The sequence below is a fragment of the Snodgrassella sp. ESL0304 genome (assembly GCF_013344995.1).
In the GTDB taxonomy this organism is placed as follows: Bacteria; Pseudomonadota; Gammaproteobacteria; order Burkholderiales; family Neisseriaceae; genus Snodgrassella; species Snodgrassella alvi.
In genome coordinates, this window is sequence record NZ_JAAEDR010000012.1 from 186,782 (window position 1) to 209,652 (window position 22,871).

Annotated in this window: 25 protein-coding genes, 1 tRNA gene and 1 other RNA gene; 16 read left to right on the forward strand and 11 right to left on the reverse strand. The window is 36.9% G+C overall.

Annotated elements, in window-relative coordinates:
* Positions 1-294: 294 nt before the first annotated feature.
* From pheS to thrS, 5 genes are all read right to left on the reverse strand, one after another.
* Positions 295-1,284, reverse strand: a complete 990-nt coding sequence (gene pheS / locus GYX91_RS04375; RefSeq protein WP_078474578.1) for a phenylalanine--tRNA ligase subunit alpha — start codon at positions 1,282-1,284, stop codon at positions 295-297.
* A 276-nt stretch (positions 1,285-1,560) separates the two neighbouring features.
* Complete coding sequence (gene rplT, locus GYX91_RS04380) at positions 1,561-1,917, reverse strand: 50S ribosomal protein L20 (protein WP_025330521.1); 357 nt, start codon at positions 1,915-1,917, stop codon at positions 1,561-1,563.
* Between the two features lie 12 nt (positions 1,918-1,929).
* Complete coding sequence (rpmI, locus tag GYX91_RS04385; protein WP_025330522.1) at positions 1,930-2,127, reverse strand: 50S ribosomal protein L35; 198 nt, start codon at positions 2,125-2,127, stop codon at positions 1,930-1,932.
* Between the two features lie 287 nt (positions 2,128-2,414).
* Positions 2,415-2,933: a translation initiation factor IF-3 gene (infC, locus tag GYX91_RS04390; protein WP_110414147.1), complete on the reverse strand. Its 519-nt coding sequence runs from the start codon at positions 2,931-2,933 to the stop codon at positions 2,415-2,417.
* Positions 2,934-2,955: 22 nt separating this feature from the next.
* The gene (gene thrS / locus GYX91_RS04395) at positions 2,956-4,863 is read right to left on the reverse strand and encodes a threonine--tRNA ligase (RefSeq protein ID WP_078474576.1); all 1,908 of its coding nucleotides are present in this window, start codon (positions 4,861-4,863) and stop codon (positions 2,956-2,958) included.
* 240 nt (positions 4,864-5,103) lie between these two features.
* On the opposite strand from thrS, the gene tgt reads away from it, so the two are divergent.
* Positions 5,104-6,219 carry a tRNA guanosine(34) transglycosylase Tgt gene (gene tgt / locus GYX91_RS04400; protein ID WP_174830035.1) on the forward strand — a complete coding sequence of 372 codons (1,116 nt, stop codon included), beginning with the start codon at positions 5,104-5,106 and terminating at the stop codon, positions 6,217-6,219.
* A gap of 123 nt (positions 6,220-6,342) precedes the next feature.
* Positions 6,343-7,725 carry an argininosuccinate lyase gene (gene argH / locus GYX91_RS04405; RefSeq protein WP_084552748.1) on the forward strand — a complete coding sequence of 461 codons (1,383 nt, stop codon included), beginning with the start codon at positions 6,343-6,345 and terminating at the stop codon, positions 7,723-7,725.
* A gap of 169 nt (positions 7,726-7,894) precedes the next feature.
* Here the strand turns inward: argH and GYX91_RS04410 are convergent, their stop codons facing one another.
* From GYX91_RS04410 to GYX91_RS04430, 5 genes are all read right to left on the reverse strand, one after another.
* Positions 7,895-8,629, reverse strand: coding sequence for a hypothetical protein (locus GYX91_RS04410; protein WP_084552749.1), 735 nt, complete (start codon positions 8,627-8,629; stop codon positions 7,895-7,897).
* Positions 8,630-8,863: 234 nt separating this feature from the next.
* Positions 8,864-9,112: a hypothetical protein gene (locus tag GYX91_RS04415; protein WP_174830036.1), complete on the reverse strand. Its 249-nt coding sequence runs from the start codon at positions 9,110-9,112 to the stop codon at positions 8,864-8,866.
* 395 nt (positions 9,113-9,507) lie between these two features.
* Positions 9,508-9,729, reverse strand: a complete 222-nt coding sequence (locus tag GYX91_RS04420) for a hypothetical protein (protein WP_078474571.1) — start codon at positions 9,727-9,729, stop codon at positions 9,508-9,510.
* A 443-nt stretch (positions 9,730-10,172) separates the two neighbouring features.
* Complete coding sequence (locus GYX91_RS04425) at positions 10,173-10,850, reverse strand: LexA family transcriptional regulator (RefSeq protein WP_078474570.1); 678 nt, start codon at positions 10,848-10,850, stop codon at positions 10,173-10,175.
* 681 nt (positions 10,851-11,531) lie between these two features.
* Positions 11,532-12,149 (reverse strand): LexA family transcriptional regulator, encoded by a 618-nt coding sequence (locus GYX91_RS04430; RefSeq protein ID WP_174830037.1) that lies wholly within the window; start codon positions 12,147-12,149, stop codon positions 11,532-11,534.
* Positions 12,150-12,527: 378 nt separating this feature from the next.
* Here GYX91_RS04430 and GYX91_RS04435 point away from each other — a divergent pair, with 378 nt between their 5' ends.
* The 5 genes from GYX91_RS04435 to GYX91_RS04455 all read left to right on the forward strand — a co-directional run bounded on the left by GYX91_RS04435 (position 12,528) and on the right by GYX91_RS04455 (position 16,306).
* Positions 12,528-12,956: a hypothetical protein gene (locus GYX91_RS04435; RefSeq protein ID WP_110414151.1), complete on the forward strand. Its 429-nt coding sequence runs from the start codon at positions 12,528-12,530 to the stop codon at positions 12,954-12,956.
* Positions 12,957-13,791: 835 nt separating this feature from the next.
* The gene (locus tag GYX91_RS04440) at positions 13,792-14,694 is read left to right on the forward strand and encodes a phage antirepressor N-terminal domain-containing protein (RefSeq protein ID WP_174830038.1); all 903 of its coding nucleotides are present in this window, start codon (positions 13,792-13,794) and stop codon (positions 14,692-14,694) included.
* A 298-nt stretch (positions 14,695-14,992) separates the two neighbouring features.
* Positions 14,993-15,481 carry a hypothetical protein gene (locus GYX91_RS04445; RefSeq protein WP_078474179.1) on the forward strand — a complete coding sequence of 163 codons (489 nt, stop codon included), beginning with the start codon at positions 14,993-14,995 and terminating at the stop codon, positions 15,479-15,481.
* Positions 15,482-15,484: 3 nt separating this feature from the next.
* Positions 15,485-15,826 carry a hypothetical protein gene (locus GYX91_RS04450; RefSeq protein ID WP_084549714.1) on the forward strand — a complete coding sequence of 114 codons (342 nt, stop codon included), beginning with the start codon at positions 15,485-15,487 and terminating at the stop codon, positions 15,824-15,826.
* Between the two features lie 45 nt (positions 15,827-15,871).
* A complete protein-coding gene (locus tag GYX91_RS04455; RefSeq protein WP_078474177.1) occupies positions 15,872-16,306 on the forward strand; it encodes a M15 family metallopeptidase in 435 nt (144 codons plus the stop codon).
* A 437-nt stretch (positions 16,307-16,743) separates the two neighbouring features.
* Here the strand turns inward: GYX91_RS04455 and ssrA are convergent.
* Positions 16,744-17,104: a transfer-messenger RNA gene (gene ssrA, locus GYX91_RS04460) on the reverse strand.
* A 133-nt stretch (positions 17,105-17,237) separates the two neighbouring features.
* On the opposite strand from ssrA, the gene GYX91_RS04465 reads away from it, so the two are divergent.
* The 9 genes from GYX91_RS04465 to GYX91_RS04505 all read left to right on the forward strand — a co-directional run bounded on the left by GYX91_RS04465 (position 17,238) and on the right by GYX91_RS04505 (position 22,829).
* Complete coding sequence (locus tag GYX91_RS04465; RefSeq protein WP_174830039.1) at positions 17,238-17,555, forward strand: BPSL0067 family protein; 318 nt, start codon at positions 17,238-17,240, stop codon at positions 17,553-17,555.
* Positions 17,542-17,895: an STY0301 family protein gene (locus tag GYX91_RS04470; protein WP_084551596.1), complete on the forward strand. Its 354-nt coding sequence runs from the start codon at positions 17,542-17,544 to the stop codon at positions 17,893-17,895. The genes GYX91_RS04465 and GYX91_RS04470 overlap by 14 nt, the downstream gene beginning before the upstream one ends.
* Before the next feature lie 384 nt (positions 17,896-18,279).
* Positions 18,280-18,777 carry a DUF1841 family protein gene (locus GYX91_RS04475; protein ID WP_174830040.1) on the forward strand — a complete coding sequence of 166 codons (498 nt, stop codon included), beginning with the start codon at positions 18,280-18,282 and terminating at the stop codon, positions 18,775-18,777.
* Between the two features lie 111 nt (positions 18,778-18,888).
* A complete protein-coding gene (locus tag GYX91_RS04480) occupies positions 18,889-19,344 on the forward strand; it encodes a DUF441 domain-containing protein (protein ID WP_037475441.1) in 456 nt (151 codons plus the stop codon).
* A gap of 68 nt (positions 19,345-19,412) precedes the next feature.
* Positions 19,413-19,503, forward strand: a tRNA-Ser gene (locus GYX91_RS04485).
* Positions 19,504-19,759: 256 nt separating this feature from the next.
* Positions 19,760-20,137, forward strand: coding sequence for a hypothetical protein (locus GYX91_RS04490; RefSeq protein WP_084547100.1), 378 nt, complete (start codon positions 19,760-19,762; stop codon positions 20,135-20,137).
* Between the two features lie 248 nt (positions 20,138-20,385).
* Entirely contained in the window at positions 20,386-20,892 is a 507-nt protein-coding gene (locus tag GYX91_RS04495) for a Gp37 family protein (protein WP_174830041.1), read from the forward strand.
* Positions 20,893-20,900: 8 nt separating this feature from the next.
* Positions 20,901-22,304 carry a phage tail sheath subtilisin-like domain-containing protein gene (locus tag GYX91_RS04500; protein ID WP_084547230.1) on the forward strand — a complete coding sequence of 468 codons (1,404 nt, stop codon included), beginning with the start codon at positions 20,901-20,903 and terminating at the stop codon, positions 22,302-22,304.
* Positions 22,305-22,313: 9 nt separating this feature from the next.
* Positions 22,314-22,829, forward strand: a complete 516-nt coding sequence (locus GYX91_RS04505) for a phage major tail tube protein (RefSeq protein ID WP_037475438.1) — start codon at positions 22,314-22,316, stop codon at positions 22,827-22,829.
* The last annotated feature ends 42 nt before the right edge of the window (positions 22,830-22,871 follow it).

Below are 22,871 nucleotides of genomic sequence, written 5' to 3' on the forward strand. Positions count from 1 at the left end.
GGCTGATTCAGGCATGCTCAGTGACACGATTATAAAGCCTTACAAACGCTTTTTTTACTTTTGGAATTAATATCTTTGATCAATGAAATTAGTTCAGGTTACTTAATTGGACTAAATAATTTTCTGGCAGTTTCCGGTCGGTTAAATCTGAGAGATTCATTTTTAATGCGCTATCCGGTGTTCTGTACAATCAGTAATTGATAACTGGCTGAATGTAAAATCTAACTATTTAATCGCTATATTTACGGGATTTAGTCCGCTCAGTATTACCTGTCAGTTATATGATCAGTAATCTTAATCCTGAAATTGTTTAAGAAAATTCAGGTCATTATCAAAAAACAGGCGTAAATCATTAATGCCATAGCGAAGCATGGCAAAGCGATCCAGACCGATGCCAAAGGCAAAACCTGTATATTTTTCTGCATCTATATTGACATTTTTTAATACATTGGGGTGTACCATGCCGCAGCCGCCTACCTCCAGCCAGCCGCGTTCACCCATGATGTCAATTTCTGCTGAAGGTTCTGTAAACGGGAAGAAGGAAGGGCGAAAACGTACCTGTAAATCATCGCGCTCAAAGAAACGGCGAATAAAGTCTGTAAAGACTGCTTTCAGATCGGCCATAGTAACGCCTTCTTCTATCCATAATCCTTCAGCCTGATGGAACATGGGAGAATGTGTTGCATCTGAATCGACGCGGTATACACGTCCGGGAGCAATAATGCGAATCGGAGGCTCTTTTTTATCCAGCATGTAACGAATCTGGATAGGAGATGTATGGGTGCGCAGTACGTTACCATTTTCTACATAAAAAGTGTCCTGCATAGCACGGGCCGGATGATTTGGCGGAATATTTAAAGCCTGAAAGTTATGAAAATCATCTTCTATTTCCGGTCCGTCTGCTACAGTAAAACCCATGCTATGAAACAGTTCTACTATACGCTGCAAAGTAAGGGTAACCGGATGCAAACCCCCGAGATTTTGTCCGCGTCCGGGCAGGGTGACATCCAGCGCTTCTGCCGCCAGTTGCTGCTGAAGTTTTGCCTCATTTAATGCATCACGTTGTCGGTTGTATGCATCCTGAAATTGGTTTTTACACTCATTGATATGTGCGCCAGTTGTTTTGCGTTCTTCTGGCGACATTTTACCCAATGTTTTTAATAAAGCATTCAATTCACCTGTTTTACCAAGATAGCGGGCTTTTACTAATTCTAATGCAGGTAAATCAATGGCTGAATTAACAGCAGCGATGCCTTCGGCAACGATGCGGTTGGCATTTTCCATAACAAGATTCTTTACTTAAAATATAATGAAAAAATGTTTTGATGCTCTTTAGTTTTGCTGAATATGGCAGCTGTATTTTATCGATTACCGTATATCAGATCTTAAATGAGCTATATAACAATTTATAATAAAATATGTACTAAAAGATTATTTTAGCGCGAAATTCATCTGTTCAACAATGCTAAATATTGATGGAACAATGATGGAAATTTTTTACTAAAGCAGAAATACAAAAAAAGGAAACCGAAGTTTCCTTTTTGCTAAGCTTTTTGTCTGTTAGGCCAAAGCAGCTTTTGCCTGTGCTGCCAATTGAGCAAATGCAGCCTGATCGAATACAGCCAGATCAGCCAGTACTTTGCGGTCAATAACAATGGCAGCTTTTTTCAGGCCATTCATGAATTTGCTGTAAGACAAACCATTCTGACGGGCTGCTGCATTAATACGAACGATCCACAACTGACGGAACTGACGTTTACGCTGACGACGGTCACGATAAGCATACTGACCGGCTTTCATTACTGCCTGTTTGGCAATGCGATAGACGTTTTTACGACGACCACGATAGCCTTTGGCTAACGCTAAAACTTTTTTATGACGTGCACGAGCGGTAACACCACGTTTTACGCGAGGCATAATTTAAACTCCTTAAGCGTAGGGTAACATTTTATGAACAGAAGCCATATCGCGTTCATTCACCATAGAGGTGCCACGCAATTGACGTTTGTTTTTGGTGGTTTTTTTCGTCAGAATGTGACGTTTGAACGCATGAGCGCGTTTTACACCACCGTTACCCAATACTTTAAAGCGTTTTTTCGCGCTTGATTTGGATTTCATTTTCGGCATGGGAAAACTCCATTGTTGTTTGATCAGGCGAGGGGTGGCTGAATTCAGCACTTTAACCCGCACACCACGGTTTTTGCCGCTTAAAATTTGATTCATGCACAGCGGCGATGCACAAGAAGCGGATTATAATATACCTGTACTGCTAAGACAATATAGCGATAATAACTTATAGCCAGGCACACCCGAATTTGTTAAGTTATTATTTGTGTTTTTAATAAAATGAAAAGTCTCATTTTACTGAGATAAAATGAGACTTTTTTAAGACAGGCTGAAATTCCGGTTAATGATTATTTTTTCTTCGTTGCAATAATCATTACCATCTGGCGACCTTCCATTTTTGGAAACTGCTCAACGGTACCAATTTCGATTAAATCAGCCTGAATACGCTTGAGTAGTTCTGCGCCCAGATGCTGATGTGCCATTTCGCGTCCGCGGAAACGTAAGGTAACTTTTACTTTATCACCGTCAGTCAAAAAGCGAACAATGTTACGCAATTTAATCTGATAGTCACCTTCATCGGTACCAGGCCGGAATTTAATTTCCTTAACCTGTACCTGTTTCTGCTTTTTGCGTTGCTCGTCGCGTTTTTTGGATTGCTCGTATTTGAATTTACCGAAATCCATTAATTTGCAGACGGGCGGTTTGGCTGTGGGGGCAATTTCCACCAGATCTACATCGTGCTCTTCGGCCAGTTTCAGGGCTTGCTGAGTCGATACTACACCCAACTGTTCGCCAGTTGGACCAATCAAACGCACTTCTTTAATGGTGATTTCACCGTTGATGCGTGCTTCGCGTTCTTGAGCGATGGTCGTACTCCTTATTCACGGTTTAATGAAGAGACAAGGCTTCTTGTTTCAGCTGGCTAATGAATGTTTCAATATCCATCTGACCAAGATCTTCACCGCCGCGTTTGCGAACGGCAACCTTGTTGTCCTGTTTTTCTTTCTCGCCTATAACTAGTTGATAGGGTAGGCGTTGCGTACTGTTATCTCGGATTTTGTATCCAATTTTCTCATTACGCAAGTCTAAATGCACGCGGAATCCTTCTGCGGTTAATCGCGTGGCAAGTTGCTGACAATATTCGGTTTGTGATTCAGTAATATTCATGATTACCATTTGTACAGGTGCCAGCCACAGTGGAAATGCACCTGCATGATGTTCAATCAGGATGCCGATAAAGCGTTCCAGTGAACCTAGAATGGCGCGATGCAGCATTACCGGACGGGCTCGTCCGTTTTCTTCTGTTACATATTCTGCACCCAGACGTTCCGGAAGAACGAAATCCAGCTGAATGGTACCGCACTGCCATGAGCGGCCTAATGCATCCTTAATATGGTACTCTACTTTAGGTCCGTAGAAAGCGCCTTCTCCGGGCAGTTCTTCCCAGGTTACACCACAGGCTGTCAGTGCATCACGCAGTCCTTGTTCAGCTTTGTCCCAGATGGCGTCAGAGCCAGCGCGCTTTTCCGGACGCAAGGATAATTTAACCGCTACATCATTGAATTCGAACTGACGGTAAATACGCATTACCAGCTCATTGAATGCTTTTGCTTCACTGACAATCTGATCTTCGGTACAGAATATATGCGCATCATCCTGAGTAAAGCCGCGTACGCGCATCAGGCCATGCAGGGCACCAGATGGTTCATTACGATGGCAAGAACCAAATTCAGCGAGACGCAGCGGTAAATCACGATATGAGCGCAGCCCCTGATTAAAAATCTGGATGTGACCAGGGCAGTTCATGGGTTTTACAGCATAAACACGTTTTTCTGATTCAGTAATAAACATGTTTTCTTTGTAGTTATCCCAGTGACCGGATTTTTCCCATAATGTGCGATCCATAATCATGGGTGTTTTGATTTCCTGATAGCCGGCAGCAGACAGCTCGCGACGCATATGCTGTTCAATAACCTGCCACAGTGACCAGCCTTTGGGATGCCAGAATACCATACCCGGTGCTTCATCCTGCAAATGGAATAAATCCATTTGTTTTGCCAGTTTGCGGTGATCGCGTTTCTCTGCTTCTTCAATACGCTGGATGTAAGCATTCAGATCTTCTTTACTGGCCCAGGCTGTGCCGTAAATACGTTGCAGCTGTTCATTTTTAGCATCGCCGCGCCAGTAGGCACCTGAAAGCTTGGTCAGTTTGAAATTCTTGAGGAAGCGAGTATTAGGGACATGTGGTCCGCGACACATATCTACATATTCCTGATGGTAATACAGACCCATAGCTTTTTCATCGGGCATATCTTCAATCAGGCGCAGCTTATAATCTTCATGACGCTGCTTAAATACATTAATTACCTCTTCGCGAGGGGTAACTTTTTTAATTACATCATAATTTTGTGCAATCAATTCTTTCATGCGAGTTTCAATTGCAGCAATATCTTCGGGTGTAAATGGGCGCTCGTACCAGATGTCATAATAAAAGCCGTCTTCAATTACCGGCCCGATAACCATTTTGGCTTCCGGATACAATTGCTTAACAGCATGACCAACCAGATGTGCACAGGAGTGACGAATGATTTCGACACCTTCTTTATCTTTGGCTGTAATAATGCTGACTTGTGCATCTTCTGTTACCTGATCACATGTATCTACCAGTTTACCGTTAATTTTACCGGCAATTGCGGCTTTGGCTAAGCCTGCACCTATGGAAGCGGCAATGTCAGCTATGCTTAATGGCGCTTCAAACTGACGGACAGAACCGTCAGGCAGGGTGATGTTCAGCATGCATACTCCACAAACAACAGACCAGACTCGCTTGATACAAGTGAGAAAATCAAATGGCTGCTTTTGATTATATTTATAAGGGTAAATAGAAGCCAAAGTTACTTAAGTGCACTTTTGCTTCTGTCAAATAATTTATTTTAGCGATTTGGATTTTGCTTGGCAATGCTTGGTCGGCGAAATGTGGTGCTTTAGGCTATAATAATATATTCTGTCATAATTTTTGCCTCTGAATTATTTAATATGCTGAAATTTTCTTTAAAGCGCACGGATGGCTTTGCGCGTCGTGGTACTCTGGAGTTGAATCATGGTACGGTGGAAACACCAGTATTTATGCCGGTAGGAACATACGGTTCAGTTAAGGCTATGTCGCCGCGTAATCTGGAAGAAATCAAGGCACAGATTATTCTGGGCAATACTTTTCATCTGTGGCTCAGACCCGGACTCGATGTTATCCGTGATTTTGGCGGGTTACATGATTTTATTGGCTGGAACCGGCCAATACTGACAGACTCCGGTGGTTTTCAGGTATTTTCACTGGCACAAATGCGTAAATTAACAGAAGAAGGCTGTACTTTCCGCAGTCCCATTAATGGCGACAAGCTGTTTTTGTCTCCTGAAATTTCTATGCAAATTCAGACGGTACTCAATTCAGATATTGTCATGCAGCTGGATGAGTGTCCTGACGGAAATGTAGATGCCAGAGAAGCCGAAAAATCTCTGCAAATGAGTTTGCGCTGGGCTGAACGCAGTAAAAATGAGTTTGAACGCCTGAATAATCCGAATGCTTTATTCGGTATTGTTCAGGGTGGAATGTACGAGGATCTGCGCGAACAATCACTGGCCGGACTGGAGGAAATTGGTTTTCCCGGATTATCTGTAGGCGGGCTGTCTGTGGGTGAGCCAAAACCTGAAATGTACCGTATTTTGCGTGCTATCGGACCTAAACTTCCGGCACATAAACCACATTATCTGATGGGAGTAGGTACACCTGAAGATTTGGTATACGGTGTGGCATGCGGCATTGATATGTTTGATTGTGTTATGCCTACCCGCAATGCGCGTAATGGCTGGCTGTTTACCCGTTTTGGTGATGTAAAAATCCGAAATGCCATATACCGGCATGACCAGCGTCCGCTGGACGAAAGCTGTGACTGTTACACATGTCGCAATTTCAGCAGGGCTTATCTGCATCATTTACAGCGTGTGAGTGAGATTCTGGGTGCACAGTTAAATACGATACATAATTTGCGCTATTATCAGATACTGACTGCAGAAATGCGTCTGGCTATTGAAGCTGGTAAATTCGAAGATTTTCAAACACGCTTTCATGCTGAGCGTGCCCAGGGTGTATTGTGATCAGAAAAAGCACGGTAGCGACTATTGTCTTTATATGACAGAGGCAAATGATGTCAGGCTAGTGGTTATAATCTGCAGTTAGTAAATTTTTTGAATATTGTTGAGTTATAGTGGAGAGCAAGTATGAGTGAAAAAGCCTGGTCAGGCCGTTTTCATGAACCGGTAAGTGAACTGGTTAAACAGTACACAGCATCAATAACTTTTGATAAACGTTTGGCACAATGTGATATTCAGGGTTCTCTGGCGCATGCACAGATGCTGCATCAGTCTGGCGTGCTTAGTGCAGAAGATCTTGCAGCAATTAAAACCGGTATGCAGGAAATCCTGGCAGAAATTGCTGCCGGTAAAATTGACTGGTCAGTAGATCTGGAAGATGTTCATATGAATGTGGAACATTTACTGACTCAGAAAGTAGGGGATGCCGGTAAACGTTTACATACAGGACGTAGTCGTAATGACCAGGTTGCTACGGATATTCGTTTGTGGTTGCGTGATGAAATAGACAGTATTGTTCTGTTAATTAAAGATTTACAATCTGCTTTGGTTGATCTGGCAGATAAAAATGCAGAAGTGGTGATGCCAGGCTTTACTCATATGCAGGTAGCTCAGCCTGTAAGCTTCGGCCATCATATGCTGGCATATGTGGAAATGCTGGGACGTGATAGTGAACGGATGCTGGACTGCCGTCATCGTGTAAACCGTATGCCATTGGGTGCGGCTGCTCTGGCCGGAACGACATTTCCTATTCAACGCGAGATAACTGCTCAATTACTTGGTTTTGAAGAAATTTGCCAGAATTCTCTGGATGCAGTGTCTGATCGCGATTTTGCCATTGAGTTTACTGCTGCAGCATCCATTCTGATGGTACATCTTTCCCGTCTGAGTGAAGAATTAATTTACTGGATGAGTCCGCGTTTTGGCTTTATTGACATTGCCGACCGGTTCTGTACTGGTTCCAGTATCATGCCGCAGAAAAAGAATCCTGATGTACCTGAGCTTGTACGTGGAAAAAGCGCAAGAGTTGTAGGACATCTGATGGGGCTGATTACTTTAATGAAATCACAGCCACTGGCATACAACAAAGATAATCAGGAAGATAAGGAGCCGCTTTTTGATACAGTTGATACTTTGACAGATACTTTGCGTATTTACGCAGAGATGATGCGAGGTGTTAGCGTTAAACCTGCAAATATGCGTGCGGCAGTTTTGCAAGGTTTTGCAACAGCAACAGACCTGGCTGATTATCTGGTTAAAAAAGGTTTACCTTTTCGCGATAGTCATGAGGTCGTTGCACGTGCTGTCCGACTGGCAGAAGAGCAGCAACGGGAATTAAGTGAGTTACCGCTGGATATATTACAGTCTTTCTCCGGCTTGATAGAAGAAGACGTTTATCAGGTACTTTCTCCTGAGGGCAGTCTTCTTGCCCGTAATCATATTGGCGGTACTGCGCCGGTTCAGGTACGCGCACAGGTTGCTCGCTGGCGTCAGTATTTGCAGGCGGTTTAGCGTTTGTTAAACCAGCTTAGCTGGTTATGAGGATATTAAAAAACGGGTCAGATATTTTTGTCTGATTTATATTATTGGATTTAAATTCAGATTATCTCCTCTGAATAATTTGTCAGGATCAAACAGCCGGTATGCAGTGCATACCGGCTTAAAGTATTAATTCAGATAATTATATTTTTTTGGCTCTGAATACTATTGGTACAATTATTTTTATTGGTTTGTTTATATTTTTGATTTCTATTTGAATCTTAATACGATAGCTTATACTAATGAATTTTCCGTTTGAATCAAAATAGAAATCGCTTACCATTGGAAGAAATTGATATTCGAATTGATCTGAGTTATTTATAAAAAAATTATTTCTATCAGATAATGAAGCAGCTATATTCTTTACAGCAGCGTCTAACTCAAGTTTATATTTACTATCAGGATATGCTTTGTATAACCTTTCTTTTAATATCGTAGAAATATTCAGGTTATCAAGATATGTAGTATTATGTTTCAAGCTTGCAATATTATCTGTATTCAGCTTGAGCTGATATTTTGCCTTTAGCCTTTTGCCGTACTTGTCAACATTTACCTTTTTGAAAGCATTGGGATTAATTGCTGCATAACTGTCATAAATATTTACTTTTTTGAAGACACCTCGATCGGCGGCGTAGCTATCAGATGTATAATCGGGTAAATTTTTTAATAAATCTGATACAGAGATATCAGATATGGTTTCCTGTGAAATTGGTGGTTGAATATCCTTGTTATTTATCATCCGTTTATTGTCAGGTATGGTATCTGATGCATGAGTAGATGATTTTGTATCTAGTGAGTTTTCAATTATATGGCTACATGAAGTAACTATTTCTACAACTGCGAATATTAAAAAACATTTTTTAAATTTCAGCCACATAGAAATTCCTTTAAATTAAGAAGAATTCTGACAATTAATAAAACATATTATCATTATTTATATAAATTTTGCTTATATAATTTATTATTATATTTAAGATCAACAGTAATTAGTCTTATATCATGGATAGCATTTAATCAGTTGGGTTTATTTCATAGAAATTTACGATTATGTCATAAAGAATTTTAGCAGCTGATACAATGAATGTATTCATATATCTTTTTATTTATTTTATTATTCAATATTAGGGTAAAAGTAGTTGCGTAGTCGGGCAAGCATATCCAGATCTGCTATTAAAGCACTACAATCTGCATAGCCATATTGCTGTAATAGCAGCGGATTTATCCAATTCAGACGATTATCCAGGCTTTTACAAAGTTCTGTTTCTAAACAGGTGTTGGTAAATTTTTCACTATTTTGCCATACATAGTTAATCAGTTCCTCGTCTGTAAAATGGCGTAAAGTTATTTTATTGTTAATCATTACTATGCCTCTCATATAACAGCGCTTATAGGATTATATTCTTTACTGTTCATAACTTTTTTCTTATTTTTTTCCTCGTTTGATTTCCTCATGTTTCTCTTTATTAAATACTGACTATCACAATTTTTCAGATGATTAAAAGAATTTGATACTGATAAAGGTAGTCAAAAAATTAACCTACATGATAATCAATAATTTATCAATGTTTCTCCTTTGTAGACCTGCTTATGTGTTTTGGCAAATATACTATTTCATCATGCTTTTATTAATTAATAAATTAATATTTTTATGTATTTATTTAAATTCTTATTTATGTTTTAATCAAAATAAGGTAAGTGTATTAATTTTATTCAAATCTAATTTTATTATGTTCTCAGTACTTATAACAGTTGATTTTAGCCAGAAATGGTTATATCGATTGGTTCCCAATCATCACTATTTTTACAAGATAACCAACTAAGAGATGTGTCACCGATGTTGTACTCATTTTCTTCAGTTGTAGAAATAACTACTCCATGGCTTTCAGAAAAAAACAAAACAATAAATCCATATTCCGGATCTCTGCGAGCTACCGGATATGTAATTCTCTCGCTTGAAGGTTTGACAATTTCCAACATAATTAGCTCCTTGAAAATATGATTAAGTGGTAGTAATAAAAAATTTGCTATTACCAAGTTCTAAAAACTGAAACATACTTATATGTGACAAATATGCTGTAGTTTTTAAACTCACTTTAATTCTGTTTTGGCTAAAGTCTATTTAGAAAATAATTAACAAATAAAATATACAAAAGTTATTTAACCTAAGTTTATGAAAAAGAGTAATTAGTTCCGTCATAAATTTCTTCCTTTTTAAAGTTTTGTTTAATGTTAAAGCCATTGGTTTCTTAACTTTTTCCATGTGTATATATTACAATTGTAATTAAATATTTGCAATCATTTTTGTGATAATTTAAGTGTAAATTTTATAATTATTTGATTATTATATGTTTTAAAGATTAATTTTGTGATTGAATGACGTAAAAAAAACCGCTATTGGATAGCGGTATGAATTTAGACTTTTAACCTCCTCGCCAGACCATCTTACCAAGCACTTTGAATTGATCATATGTTTCCTGTGTAACATGCATAGTTTCATAGTCACGATGATAGCTAATAATATCTATACCATTTTCTGTGTTGCGTAATTCTTTTATATATAATCTGTTTTTATAGATTATTGCATATACACCGCCATCTACAATTTCCAGATCATTTATGTTTAACAAAATTGTATCCATGTCATAGAGTAATGGCTCCATAGATTCGCCACGGACATACATTGCTTTAAGAGATGACTCATCAAGCCCCTTTCTTTGTAACCAGCTTTCTCTGAAAAGCAATTTATCTTGAGTATCACGAACTATCCAGGTTGCGTTACCCATACCTGCAGATAAACTAATATCATAATATGGAATCTTCACATATGCCCCAATACTGTTACTAATATTTTTGTCAGAATAACTACCAATTTCAGAGGATAACGGAACGACGCTTAAGTCCTTTACACCGTTTAATAAGTAATTCGGTGTGGTATCAAGAACCTCTGCAAGCTCTATGATTTTTTTGGTGCTTTTATTTCTGCCTGTTTCAATTTGAGCTATTGTACTTTGTGGAACGCCTGCCATTTTTGCTAATTTAGCCTGTGAAAGATTTTTACCCTCACGAAGCTTAGCCAGACGTTCGCCGAATGTGGTCATGGATCACTTTCTGAATAAAAGTCAAAATTTATCACATTTGTAATAATGCTTCAATAGCCTAATTTTATCATTTATTTAATATAAATTTATATAAAGATTTGTTTATAATTCATCATAAATGAGCGGTTATATTATATTTTAAAGTGTTATCGAATTTATTATAGGCTTCAGATTTGTTATCAAATATTGGCTTAATTATAATCCCATCACATTTTATTAAAAAATAGTAACAACTATGCTATATGCTACTATTAATATTTAGAGCTATATATTAACTAGTAAAGTATTAAGAGTTAATCAGAGCTAGTATGGTCATAATTACCAATAAAAAACGCTGCACAAATTTGCTATTAATAGTTCAATTCTTTAGTGATAATTGATTCATCCATTTTGCTATAAAAATAATATTTTGATTTTAAATATTTATTGTAAAATTAAAATTTATTAACACATAATAAGACGGAATTAATTTTACGCATTGTGCTGATTTATATTAAACTGATTTGCAGAAAATATGAATTTATATGAATAAAATTCATTTTAATTAATCTTGATTTTTTCAGATTGGTAGGGGATAATTTCCTTGGTTCCAAAATATCTAAGCTAGTAATAAATATTTTTCTATGTTTATTCATTTAATGCTATAAGTATTCAAAAATTAGCAATAAACAAGTCAAATTTTTAGATATATATTTTAAATTTTTCTATGACAACCCCGCAAATATAAAAGTTATCAGACATTTTAATAATCGGGTAGCGATTATTAAGTGGTTTCAAATAATGATAGCTACCCTCACTGATATACTGCTTAAACATGGCTTCGCTGTCATTTTCACGCACAATAACAAAACAGCCATTTTTTACAGAATGCTCTGGATCAACAATAATTCTGTCGCCTGTAGTAAATTCAGGTTCCATGCTATCACCTTTAACTTCAAGTGCAAATGCTTGGTTTCCAGGTTTGCGTAGTGTTGGTACCCAGATAATATTGCTTTCTGTTAGAGCATTTTTGTCCAGCTGTTTGTTAGCATCTACCCATGATAGTAAGGGCACTTTATAACCATTAAACAAAATTTCGTTAGTTTCAAATGAACCAATACCAAAATGCTCAGGTTGAACAACATCGGCAAAATATGAAACCAGCTTGTCAATATGTGTTTTATCTACACGACCAGTCTGGATCCAACTAGTTACTGAAGGCGGCTTGATTCCAAATGCACGAGCTACATCCGCTTTGCGGACGCCTTTGAGTTCAATCGCCGATTTAATTGCCTCACCTAATTTTTTACCAGTATACATAATTAACCCTTAGTTTATACCTAATCTTATTTAGTGGTTTCATAATTAGGCAATGATTTGCATTTTATTAGTTATAGACTTATTATTATGACAATTTTAATAGATAATTATGGCTTCTATTAATTATAATCAATTTTATTTAAGGCATAAGTAAAGATATATTTATTAAATTATATGATAATACAAATGCATAATTTAATTTATAAGGAATATCTATTATATAAAAAAGGAATCATATGATTTTACAAAAAAATATTTAACCAATATTAATCTGAGTGTATATTTTAAATATTAATTCCTAATTGAAAAATATAATAAATTAAACCATTTATTGTAAAATAAAATCAAATAGCATATTTATTAGATTAAGGTATATCTATGAAAGACTATAAATTTGAAGTAGATCTGGCGGAAAATGTATTGCGCGCTTATGAATATTGCATGAGAGACACAATCAAAAAAGGGCATTGCCGAAGTATAGAGTGGAAATATCAGGCACATACACCGGAAAAAAAAGTTCAGCAGACACTTTATCCTACTTATCAGCCAGAAGTGTATGATATGGTAAAAGCATCTATGGGAAATCTGTTTTACAAAAATCGTGAAGCTTTTGCTTTATTATCCAGTAAATACTGTAAATTAAGTCCTTTATATAAACGTCAGAACCAAAATACAATCAAACGTAATCAGCGTAGACGTTATTCCAGTAAGGACTGGAATGAGTCAATTGAACAAAGTTTGTGGCTTTTTTGGCAAGAAATGAAAACACAATCAGATTTTAAAAAATATTTTCGGTTTTCTTCTTGACAATTAGTTTACAATGATTATAATACATTTATATTTTATAGGTATGCTTAACCTTAAACAGCTGATAATTAAAGTTCCCGAAAGGGAGCTTTTTTGCGTCTTGAGATAGCGTTTTCACTTCCTTTTGCTATTAAGTTAAATTTTTTATTTCGTTATTGAATGAGTAAAATTAAAGCAGGTTTATAGCTCAGCTTATATTTTATTTTTAAAGTAGTATCTAATTAATTATTTTATATTTAATTTTAGTTTAATATTTATATATTAATAAATTGAAATTGAATATTTATAAAATAGATTAAATATTTGTATTTTAAAATATAAGATATATAAATGTTGAAATTTTCAAATTGACAGTAATTCATAAAAGTCAATTTATTAATATTTTTTAGAATTTTATATTTATATATTAAGTCGAATGCACATTTCTAGTACTCGACTCAATATCTCATGAAAACATTTATTATAAATATTGAGGTTGTAATTAAAGAGTCTATAAGAAGCCTCCTCTGTAAATGATTTGGCCGATTAATTCAATATCATTTAATGATACAGATTTCATCTGGATATTCATAGAAGTTATAGCTTTTAAATGGTTATTTTAATAACCAATTAAGTTTATATTACCTTAAACTTACATAAAGTTAAAACAGCTAATCAACTTATTATATAGTTTGTAAATATATTTTATTAAATATTGGTTAATTTGTATAAGGTTAAAATTGAAAAACTAAAATTTAGATACATAGAATTTATTTTTAAAAAGGAAATACCTCAAAGGCTGCCACCTATGAGGTATTAAATAAACAAAACCCAAGACTAATTTAAGGAGTTTTGAATGGATAATGATATCACATTTGTTTCTTTTCATGGGAGTAGTTTGGCTACTGTCAAGGTCAAAAATACTATTTACGTTTGCATGAAATCCGTGGTGCAGGGGATTGGACTGGATTGGTCAACCCAGCATCGTAAATTAAAAGGCTGCTACCAAAAATATGGTTGTGGATTTTTATCTATACCAAACAAAAGTGGCACTAAAAAAATTCTGGTTATTCCGTTAAAAAAACTGACTAACTGGTTGCAAAGCATTAATCCGAAAAAAGTAAAAGACAATTTGAAGGAATTGGTTGGGGTGTATCAGAATGAGTGTTCTCAAGCCATTCATTCACATTGGCGTAAATCAAGAGTAGCTAAAAAGCGTGGCCGACCTGGATTGGTTAAAGAAAATGGCGCTTCTGGATTGTTACCGGCACAGATTACCATGATCAAGACTTTGCACAAACAGCTGGTAATGTCTGTTGAACCTGAAAAACAGACTGAACTGGCTATGACATTATGGCAGGCTGTACGCACACGTTATGGTGTCAGCTATGAAAAAGTCCCATCATCTAAATTTATTGATGTAATTTGCCTTTTAAGCCGGGTTGCTGTTAAAAAAGTTAATTTTAACAGTAAGGAAGTTACAAAAAACTGTTCAGACGAAATTCATGTTTCGGTACAAAGTCTGGTAAATTTATATGAATCATTTGTTTGTTCTCAGAAAATGCGTTTGATGTATGAACATTTATTACCTGCTTTCCGTATCCTGGGTAGTAAATATGAATCTCAAATTCATGAATTTGGCTATGGTATGGATAGCATTTTTAATAAATGTCATAAAGCTTTCTTACCTTTATTTGAAAAAATACCGGATTCTCCTGCCAAGGAATCAGCACGTGAATACCTCGCTAAATTGATGTAAACATTCAGGCTGAAGAGGTATTTTAATTTTCACTGAGTTTTAGCCATGCTTTATAAAATTAAAGGTATGGCTAATTTGTTAAAGATATTTCGCAATATTACAAACGATTTAAATCAGGATTATGAATATAAAATATAGTTTTATATTATTAAATTGTATTTTAAATTTCATAAAAGATTAAAAATATATTGGAAGATATTTATTTATATTTATGATTATAAATAGATATTTATAAACTATTGGTATTAAAGCCGGCTTTCAGCCGGTTTTTTGTTTTTGAGGATTTGATGGAAGATTTATGAAAAATGTGGAATTGGTATTTCAATTACTTTATTCACTGTTAGATTTAAGATTTTTACCAGATAAATTACAAAGATGGTTGTTTGATACAGGTACAAGAGTGATTACTGTTACCAGTGCGCTGGTTATGATAGGTTTTGCTGGCATATTTATTTTGGGTGGCAGCGAAGTTTTTCATCTGAAACTGTATAAAGGTTTTTTGCTATTGCATCCTTTAACTCTGTCTGTGTTACTGATAGGTGTGGCTTTAACACAGCTGGTTATTGCAATATTTAAGTCTAATCGGTGCAGTGTATTGTCTGGATATTTGCTGATTTTTTCAGCACTAATATGGGCTGTAATTTCAGCTACTTTCTGGGCCTCTTATCCACCATTAACAACTGGAATGACAACTTATCCTGTGCTGGCTGTGGTATGTGCTCTGGCGGGGAGAAATTTGATCAACTACGCTAAACGGATTGAAGATTCTAAATATAAAGGACGATAAAGTATGGAGTTTTTAAAAGATGCTTTTTCCGTCTGTATTTTATTTGCGCTGGTAGGTGGGCTGGCTGGTTCTTTACTGGTTACAGATTACAAACGCTATGGTTGGTTTATGACAATTTTATTTGTCTTGTTGGGAATGATTTTTGCTGCGGCAATAACTGATTATTTTTTTCCACAGAATCATCCATGGCTTTTTGCCGGAGTTGGTGTATTTGCAGGAATGTCAACTACATCGTTTCTTGATGCATTTAAAGCTGCTGCACCGAAACTGGCACAACGCATAATGAATATTGTTAGTAAAAAAGCAGAAGAGTTTGTTGGTAATGATAAATCAACAAAAGAATAAATATAAATCAAGCAGCCTTTGGGCTGCTTTTTTTGAGTGATAAATATGTATAAATTAAGTAACCGATCCTTACAGCGTTTGTATGGAGTCAATTGCAGCCTGACCAACGTGGTAAAGCGGGCTATACAGATAACAAATCAGGATTTTATGGTAACTGAAGGGGTGCGTTCGCGTGAGCAATGCTGTATTAATTATGGTAAGGGGCGAACCGCACAACAATGCAGCCAGAAAGGAATACCGGTAAAATATGCTCAGCCAAATTTAAGTAAGGTGACCTGGTTAAATAATCCTTATGCCAGTAAGCATGTTACAGGCAAAGCTGTGGATCTGGTTCCATATCCTGTTGACTGGACTGATTTGAACAAATTCCAGACTATTGCGCTGGCAATGAAGCAAGCGGCTGCTGAACTTGGAGTGAAGATAATCTGGGGCGGAGACTGGAAAACCAGTAAGGATTATCCTCATTTTGAAATTTTATAAATATTTTTATAATTATAGCGATAATTTATCTGATTTAAATTATTTTTTTGCTTTTTTCAAGCTAAAAAGATCAGATTAAATCAGTTGATTAAAGTTTTTTATATATAAAAATAATTATAAAACGATATATTTTTCTGGTAACAGTATGTATATTTTTGTTTAATAATATAATTTTGATTATTAGTTTATTGGATAAAAGTCTAGCAAGATTAATTATATAATTTATTTTTTAAATATTATTGACTAAATCATAAAATATGTTATAATTCTTAAAAATTAACAGGTATGCTTAACCTTAAACAGCTGATTACACAAGTTCCCGCAAGGGAGCTTTTTTGCATTTCAAAGAAATGAAACTTTATATTTATAACTTTTGACAGGTTGTAATATATAGATATTTAGAAATTAGAAAGAATTTGAAATAAAAATAGAAAGACTGGTGGAGGCGGGGGGAATCGAACCCCCGTCCGAAAGTCCTCTACAGAGCGATCTACATACTTAGTCTTGCCAACTTCGAATCTTATTCACAAACCGCCGACAGACAGGCTGTTTGTAAACCAGTTGCCATAAATCTTGTTTAATGCCAGACAACACGACATTAAACCAGCCAATGTAAATGTCGTTGCGGTGAGTTGCCTCACACGGCCCATTGGCGAACCGCTGCAACGTTTAGCCTTAAGCGGCTAAAGCGTAAGTTTCGTCGTTTGCGACTATATAAATTCAGTGTTTAACGGGAATCTGAGACCCCGGTATGCACGCATCTGCTTTGCAACCCCCGTCGAAACCAAGGTCGCCCCCAGATGGTCTGGCAATTATACTTTTTTTTGGTGATTTTGCATAGTTATCTATGCTACCGGTTCTTTTCCCAGAAAAATAATCTTCACTTCCGAAGAAAATGATAAATTATTATCAATTGAGGAGTTTAAAGAGCATGGAATTTGGGTTGGAGAATCACTTGCATGAATGTGTTGCTGTAGTCAAATATTTTGCAAAAGCACTACATGTTTGTTTTTGGAAAAAGGCACCAGGGTTAAAGGAAATAATTAATATTCAATATGTTACAGATATAGCAGCATTCAATAATAATGGTAAATTTTATGACCATACTGCAATTTATATTAGTCGAACAGCTGCCGCTATAAATGTTTATGATCAATGGAATAGCGTACCTTTACATTTTCGCTCAATCCAATTTAAGGGTCATGGCTACGTTTCTAATGATGGGGATCAATTTTATGTTATTGAATAATCAGAAAAATGCGATATTATTTTCAGTCTATTTTCTTGGACTAATTTCATTTAATTGCTATGCTCAGACACCTGTTGTGAGTTGTCCACCAACATTTTCTGACGGACATGGTATTCATAAACTTACTGAAGTAATGGTATATGATGGTCCAGTATGTATGAAAGCATCATTAGTACCTGAGTATAAAAAAAACAAAGAAGTATGGGTTCTAGATACATTAAGGGATCCATCAGTAGTTTGTGCGTATGAGAAAATCCCTCATTACATTGTTCTTAATGCGAAGGGGGCAGCTTATTGTGAAAGAACAACGGCACCAGTACAGGTAAAATGTATGCCATAGCACATTTAGTGCAAACAGTTAACTCATATCGTATGTTATTTGCCAGCTTTTTATGAAGTTACGGTACTGGCAATCTGATAATGCCAATTGATAGGATGAGTCTGGCTTATAAGAAAATAAAAAATCGATGATTTGTTTATTATTTCAGCTGCGGTAAGGCTAGCAGTAATTACTGTATACATCAGCTAATTTTTCTATATTTTGATTGATATACAATTTAATGAATAGTTATTGATGTCCGATTATTAATCTATTTTGAAAATATGTGCTGTTACAGAAATAAGGATTATTAAGAAGAAACTGGTTGCGATAGAAGTAATAAATTATCAGTAATAAGGTCATTGTTTTATAATTTGCATTATTTTGTCTGCAATGAGTGCTGTTATGTATGATGTCAATACTAATGATGTACGTCATTTTTTTGCGGATGTTTGGCGTAAACGTCAGCAGCCGCAGTTGCTGGATGCGCTGCAACAAAAAGCGTTGAGAATTATTGCTGCACACACTGAATATGCACCTTATCTGGAAAATATCGAGCAGTATTTAACCCGGGTATGGCGGCCTGAAGAAGGAGAAACTAATCCGTTTCTGCATTTATCTTTACATTTGTCTGTACAGGAGCAGGTAGCGATAGATCAGCCTTTCGGGATTGCTGCTATTCATCAGCGTTTGTGTCAGCAGTATGCAGGCGACTGGGTAAAAGCGGAACACGATATGATAGAAGTTCTGGCTGAAACTTTATGGCAGGCGCAACGATATGGTCAGGGGCTGGATGTTAATGATTATATGACACGTTTACGCAGTCTGGTCGGATTGGGGCAGGAAGATGAGGCTCGTTTAAACCCTCATGAAGTCGGAAAAATTTCTGATATACAAGCATGAATTGCTCAGGCTTTGATTATGGTTTATTGTTTTGTTCATTTGTATCAGTTATCCATGTTGTTGCAATGGGATTGATACGGGTATTTATTTTCAATAATCTTAAATCAGGGGATGAATATGTCTTTCTGGGCAAGTAATGCAAATGCTTTGCTGCTATTATTGTTTGTGGCTTTGGGTATTATCGGGCATAACCCTTCTGTAACCATTTCTGCACTGATTATTTTGCTGGTGCAGCAAACGCCTTTGCTTAAATATGCGCCTGTACTGGAAAAATACGGTGTGCAACTGGGTATTATGTTACTTATGATAGGGGTACTGGCTCCTTTAATTACTGGTAAGGTTCAGCCCGCACAAATTGCAGCTCTGGTAACCAGTTGGAAAACCATGGCTGCGGTAGTGGTAGGTATAGTGGTGGCATGGTTGGGCGGACGCGGTGTTCATCTGATGCAGGTTAATCCGACCATTGTCACTGGTTTAATGATTGGCACTATTATTGGTGTGGCTTTTTTACGCGGAGTACCGGTCGGACCTCTGATTGCGGCAGGATTGTTATCGCTGATTTTATAGTAGCCGGATTGCGAAGTTCTTGCCAGAAAGATACGCTCTCGTTATAATGCGCGCAATTCCATTCTCACGGAGAGGTGGATGAGTGGTTGAAGTCGCACGCCTGGAAAGCGTGTATACGTGAATAGCGTATCGAGGGTTCGAATCCCTTCCTCTCCGCCAGATTTTAGATTAAATCCGCTTTGAAATAAGCGGATTTTTTTATGGGTATAAAAATTGCAATTATATATTTATTTAATATTGATAAATTAAGATCAATATTAATAATACTTATTTGCTAAATTGCGGTTTTCGCGTGATTTTATACTCATATTTATGGAGGTTGAAATTTAAATTACATAGCAGATAACTAAGAAAAAATCTTGCTACGTAATTTTAACTAAAACATCCGTTTGAATTTTTATAAAAGGATTGAATTATGGAGAATAAGCTGGACATGACTACCATTATAAATAGTGAAGAACAAAATGATTTTCCAAAACCGGATTTCGAAAATAATTCCACAGGTTATAAATATGGTTATTACAGTATATCTTACAATGATGGAGCCACATGGATACAGAATGGCTTTTGGTGGGCACCAATAAGTGGAAATTTTGCATTTCCTAAAGTTGGATCGTTACTTAAGCGAACAGATATTATTGATAAAAATCATAATATTATTTATTCAATTTGTGCAAAAGCAAACGAAAAAATTAGTGGTTTTGGTGGAGGATATCCCTTAACACAAGAATTTTATATTAACAATAAAGATAAGTTTGAACGTAATATTTGTTTATTATCTAAAGCTGAATGAAATTTAATTAGATGTTTTAAAATACAATAGTTTATTGTTGATATGCAAGCTGCCTTGAATTTATGGTAGCTTTTTTTAATTTTAAGATTTTTGATTAATTTTATTTAATATATATAAAACTAACTTTCAATAATTATTCATTGAACATAACTATTCAATATTTTTATATCAATTTAAATGAAATGAACGGGATGAATAGGGAAGATTGCTTAAATTTTGAAGCATGATCATTAAAGAAAGGTATGTCAATGGCTGTAACAAGGGCTCTTCTGAACCATATTCTGATACATATTCAGCAGGCTCTGCCGGATTATTCGGTACAGCTGATGCCAAATAATTTAAAGAATTATCAGTTTGTTCATCCGTTGGGTGCAGTGCTGATTGGTTATCAGCGCAGTAAATTCAGTAAGCCATGCACTACTGACCTGCTTACGCAGGAGAGGCATTTGCAATTGCGTTTTATTGTTTTTGCACGTGCTTTGGATGGTGAAAACGGTGTTCTGGATTTACTCGATTCTTTACGTCTGGCATTAGTGGGATTCCAGCCTGAACATTGCCAGCAAATCCGATTGTTGAGTGAGCGCTTTCTGGGTGAGGCCGAAGGGGTCTGGCAATACCGGTTACGCGCTCGCACCGAGACACTTCAGGTGGAGCAGCGTCCGGTGATTAATCAGCAAAATTTGGTCAAGTCTATACCAACTCGTGGTGAGATTAAGGCCAGAGCTATTTCACATTCTGTAATTTCGAAGGAGTAAAAATCATCATGGCAGCAGCCTATTTGCATGGTGTTGAAACAATTCGTATTGATGGTGGCAGCAGCCCTGTCTATACCGTAGACGGGGCAATTACTGCAATTGTCGGTACCGGTATGTCTGGTCCGGTTAATGAGTTAACTGTATGTCAGACTGTTAAAGATTTCAGTCAGTTCGGTTTGCTGACTGGTGCAGGTTTCACTTTACCTGATGCGGCCAATATCTGGACTCGTTATCAGTCTGGTGTTGCCTATGTAGTGAATGTACTGGATCCGGATAAACATAAAACGGTCGTTGATTCTGAGTTACTGGTTATTGACGGTGATACGCTGACTGCGAAAACAGCACATCCGGCTGTACAGGCAGGTTATACAGTTCTGGCTGGTAATCAGACATTATCAGAGGGTACTGACTATGCTTTGAATAATGAAACAGGTGAGCTGACTTTTGTTCAAATGCGTTCAGATGTCTCTATTAGTTATACTTATCTTGATCCAAGTAAAGTAACTTCAAAGGATATTATCGGCGGTTACGAGGCAGCTACCGGTAAACGCAAAGGGATGGAACTGCTTACGGAAGGTTTTACCCGGCTGGGAGCAGATGCAAAAATTATTATTGTGCCTCAGTTTGATGCGGAAGCGACAGTGGCGGCAGCTATGGTTACTCTGGCTGATAAGCTTGAAGCTATTGCCTATATTGCTGCGCCGAAAGGAACAACGCTTAGTCAGGCTGTTCAGGGGCGCGGTTCGCTCGGTAATATTAATTTTCAGACGTCTTCGGATCGGGCGCAATTATTTTATCCCTATGTTACCGGTACCAGTGGTGAGCTGGAAAGTCTGGCTACTCATGCAGCCGGTTTACGGATGCGAACTGATGTTGAACAGGGTTATTGGTTCAGTATTTCCAATCGTGAACTGTCCGGAGTAACGGGTATGGAGGTTTCGCTGACTGCACGTATTGATGATCCGCAGGCAGAAACCAATCGTCTGAATGAAAAGGGTATTACGACGGTATTTAACAGTTATGGTACTGGTTTCCGTTTATGGGGTAACCGTCTGGCCTGTTTCCCGACAGTAACACATATTAAAAACTTTGAAACTGCACAGCGTACAGGTGATTTGATTAATGAATCAATTCGCCGTGCTCAGTTACAGTATATTGATTTGCCGATTGATGATGCGCTGATTGACAGCCTTCTGGGTACGGTGCGCACCTATCTGGGTACGCTGAAGAGTATTGTTGGTTTTAGTGTCAGCCTGGATTATGACTATGATCTGGCTGATGCTTTTAGTAAAGGGCAGGTACCAATTAAGTATGACTATACGCCTAAACTGCCTGCAGAACGTATCACTAATACCAGTGTGATGACCCGTACTTATCTGGCTAATTTGATTAGTAACCAGTCTGCCGCTTAGGAAAGAGTTATGACAGAATTTAATGCAATTTATAATGCCAATGTTTATGTTAATGGTAATAGTCAGTTAGGCCGTGCCAGTCAGTTTAAATTACCGGATATTTCTGTTGGTCAGACAGAAACTAAAGGTCTGGGTCTGGTGGGCTCAGTAAAACTGCCTAGCGGGATTGAGGCACTGGAAGGGGAAATCACCTGGAATAGTTTCTATCCGGATGTGTTTACAAAAGTATATAACCCTTTCAAAGCTTGTCAGTTAATGGTTCGTGCCAATGTGCAGGCATTTAATGCTTCTGGACTTGCAGCTGAGGCTCCGATGGTCGTGACTGTAATGGCAACTTTCAGCAAAAATCCGTTGGGAACTTATAAACCGAAAGAAAAAGCTGAATTCGCCAGCACTTTTCAGGCTACCGAAATTCATCAGACAGTAGCTGGTCGTGAAGTGTTGTATTACAACGCATTTACCAATCAGTACCGGGTAAATGGTGTGGATATGCTGGCGCAGATGCGTGCAAATATTGGTATGTAATTTTTATTTGTATTGATGTATTTGAATGCTCACTCTGATTAC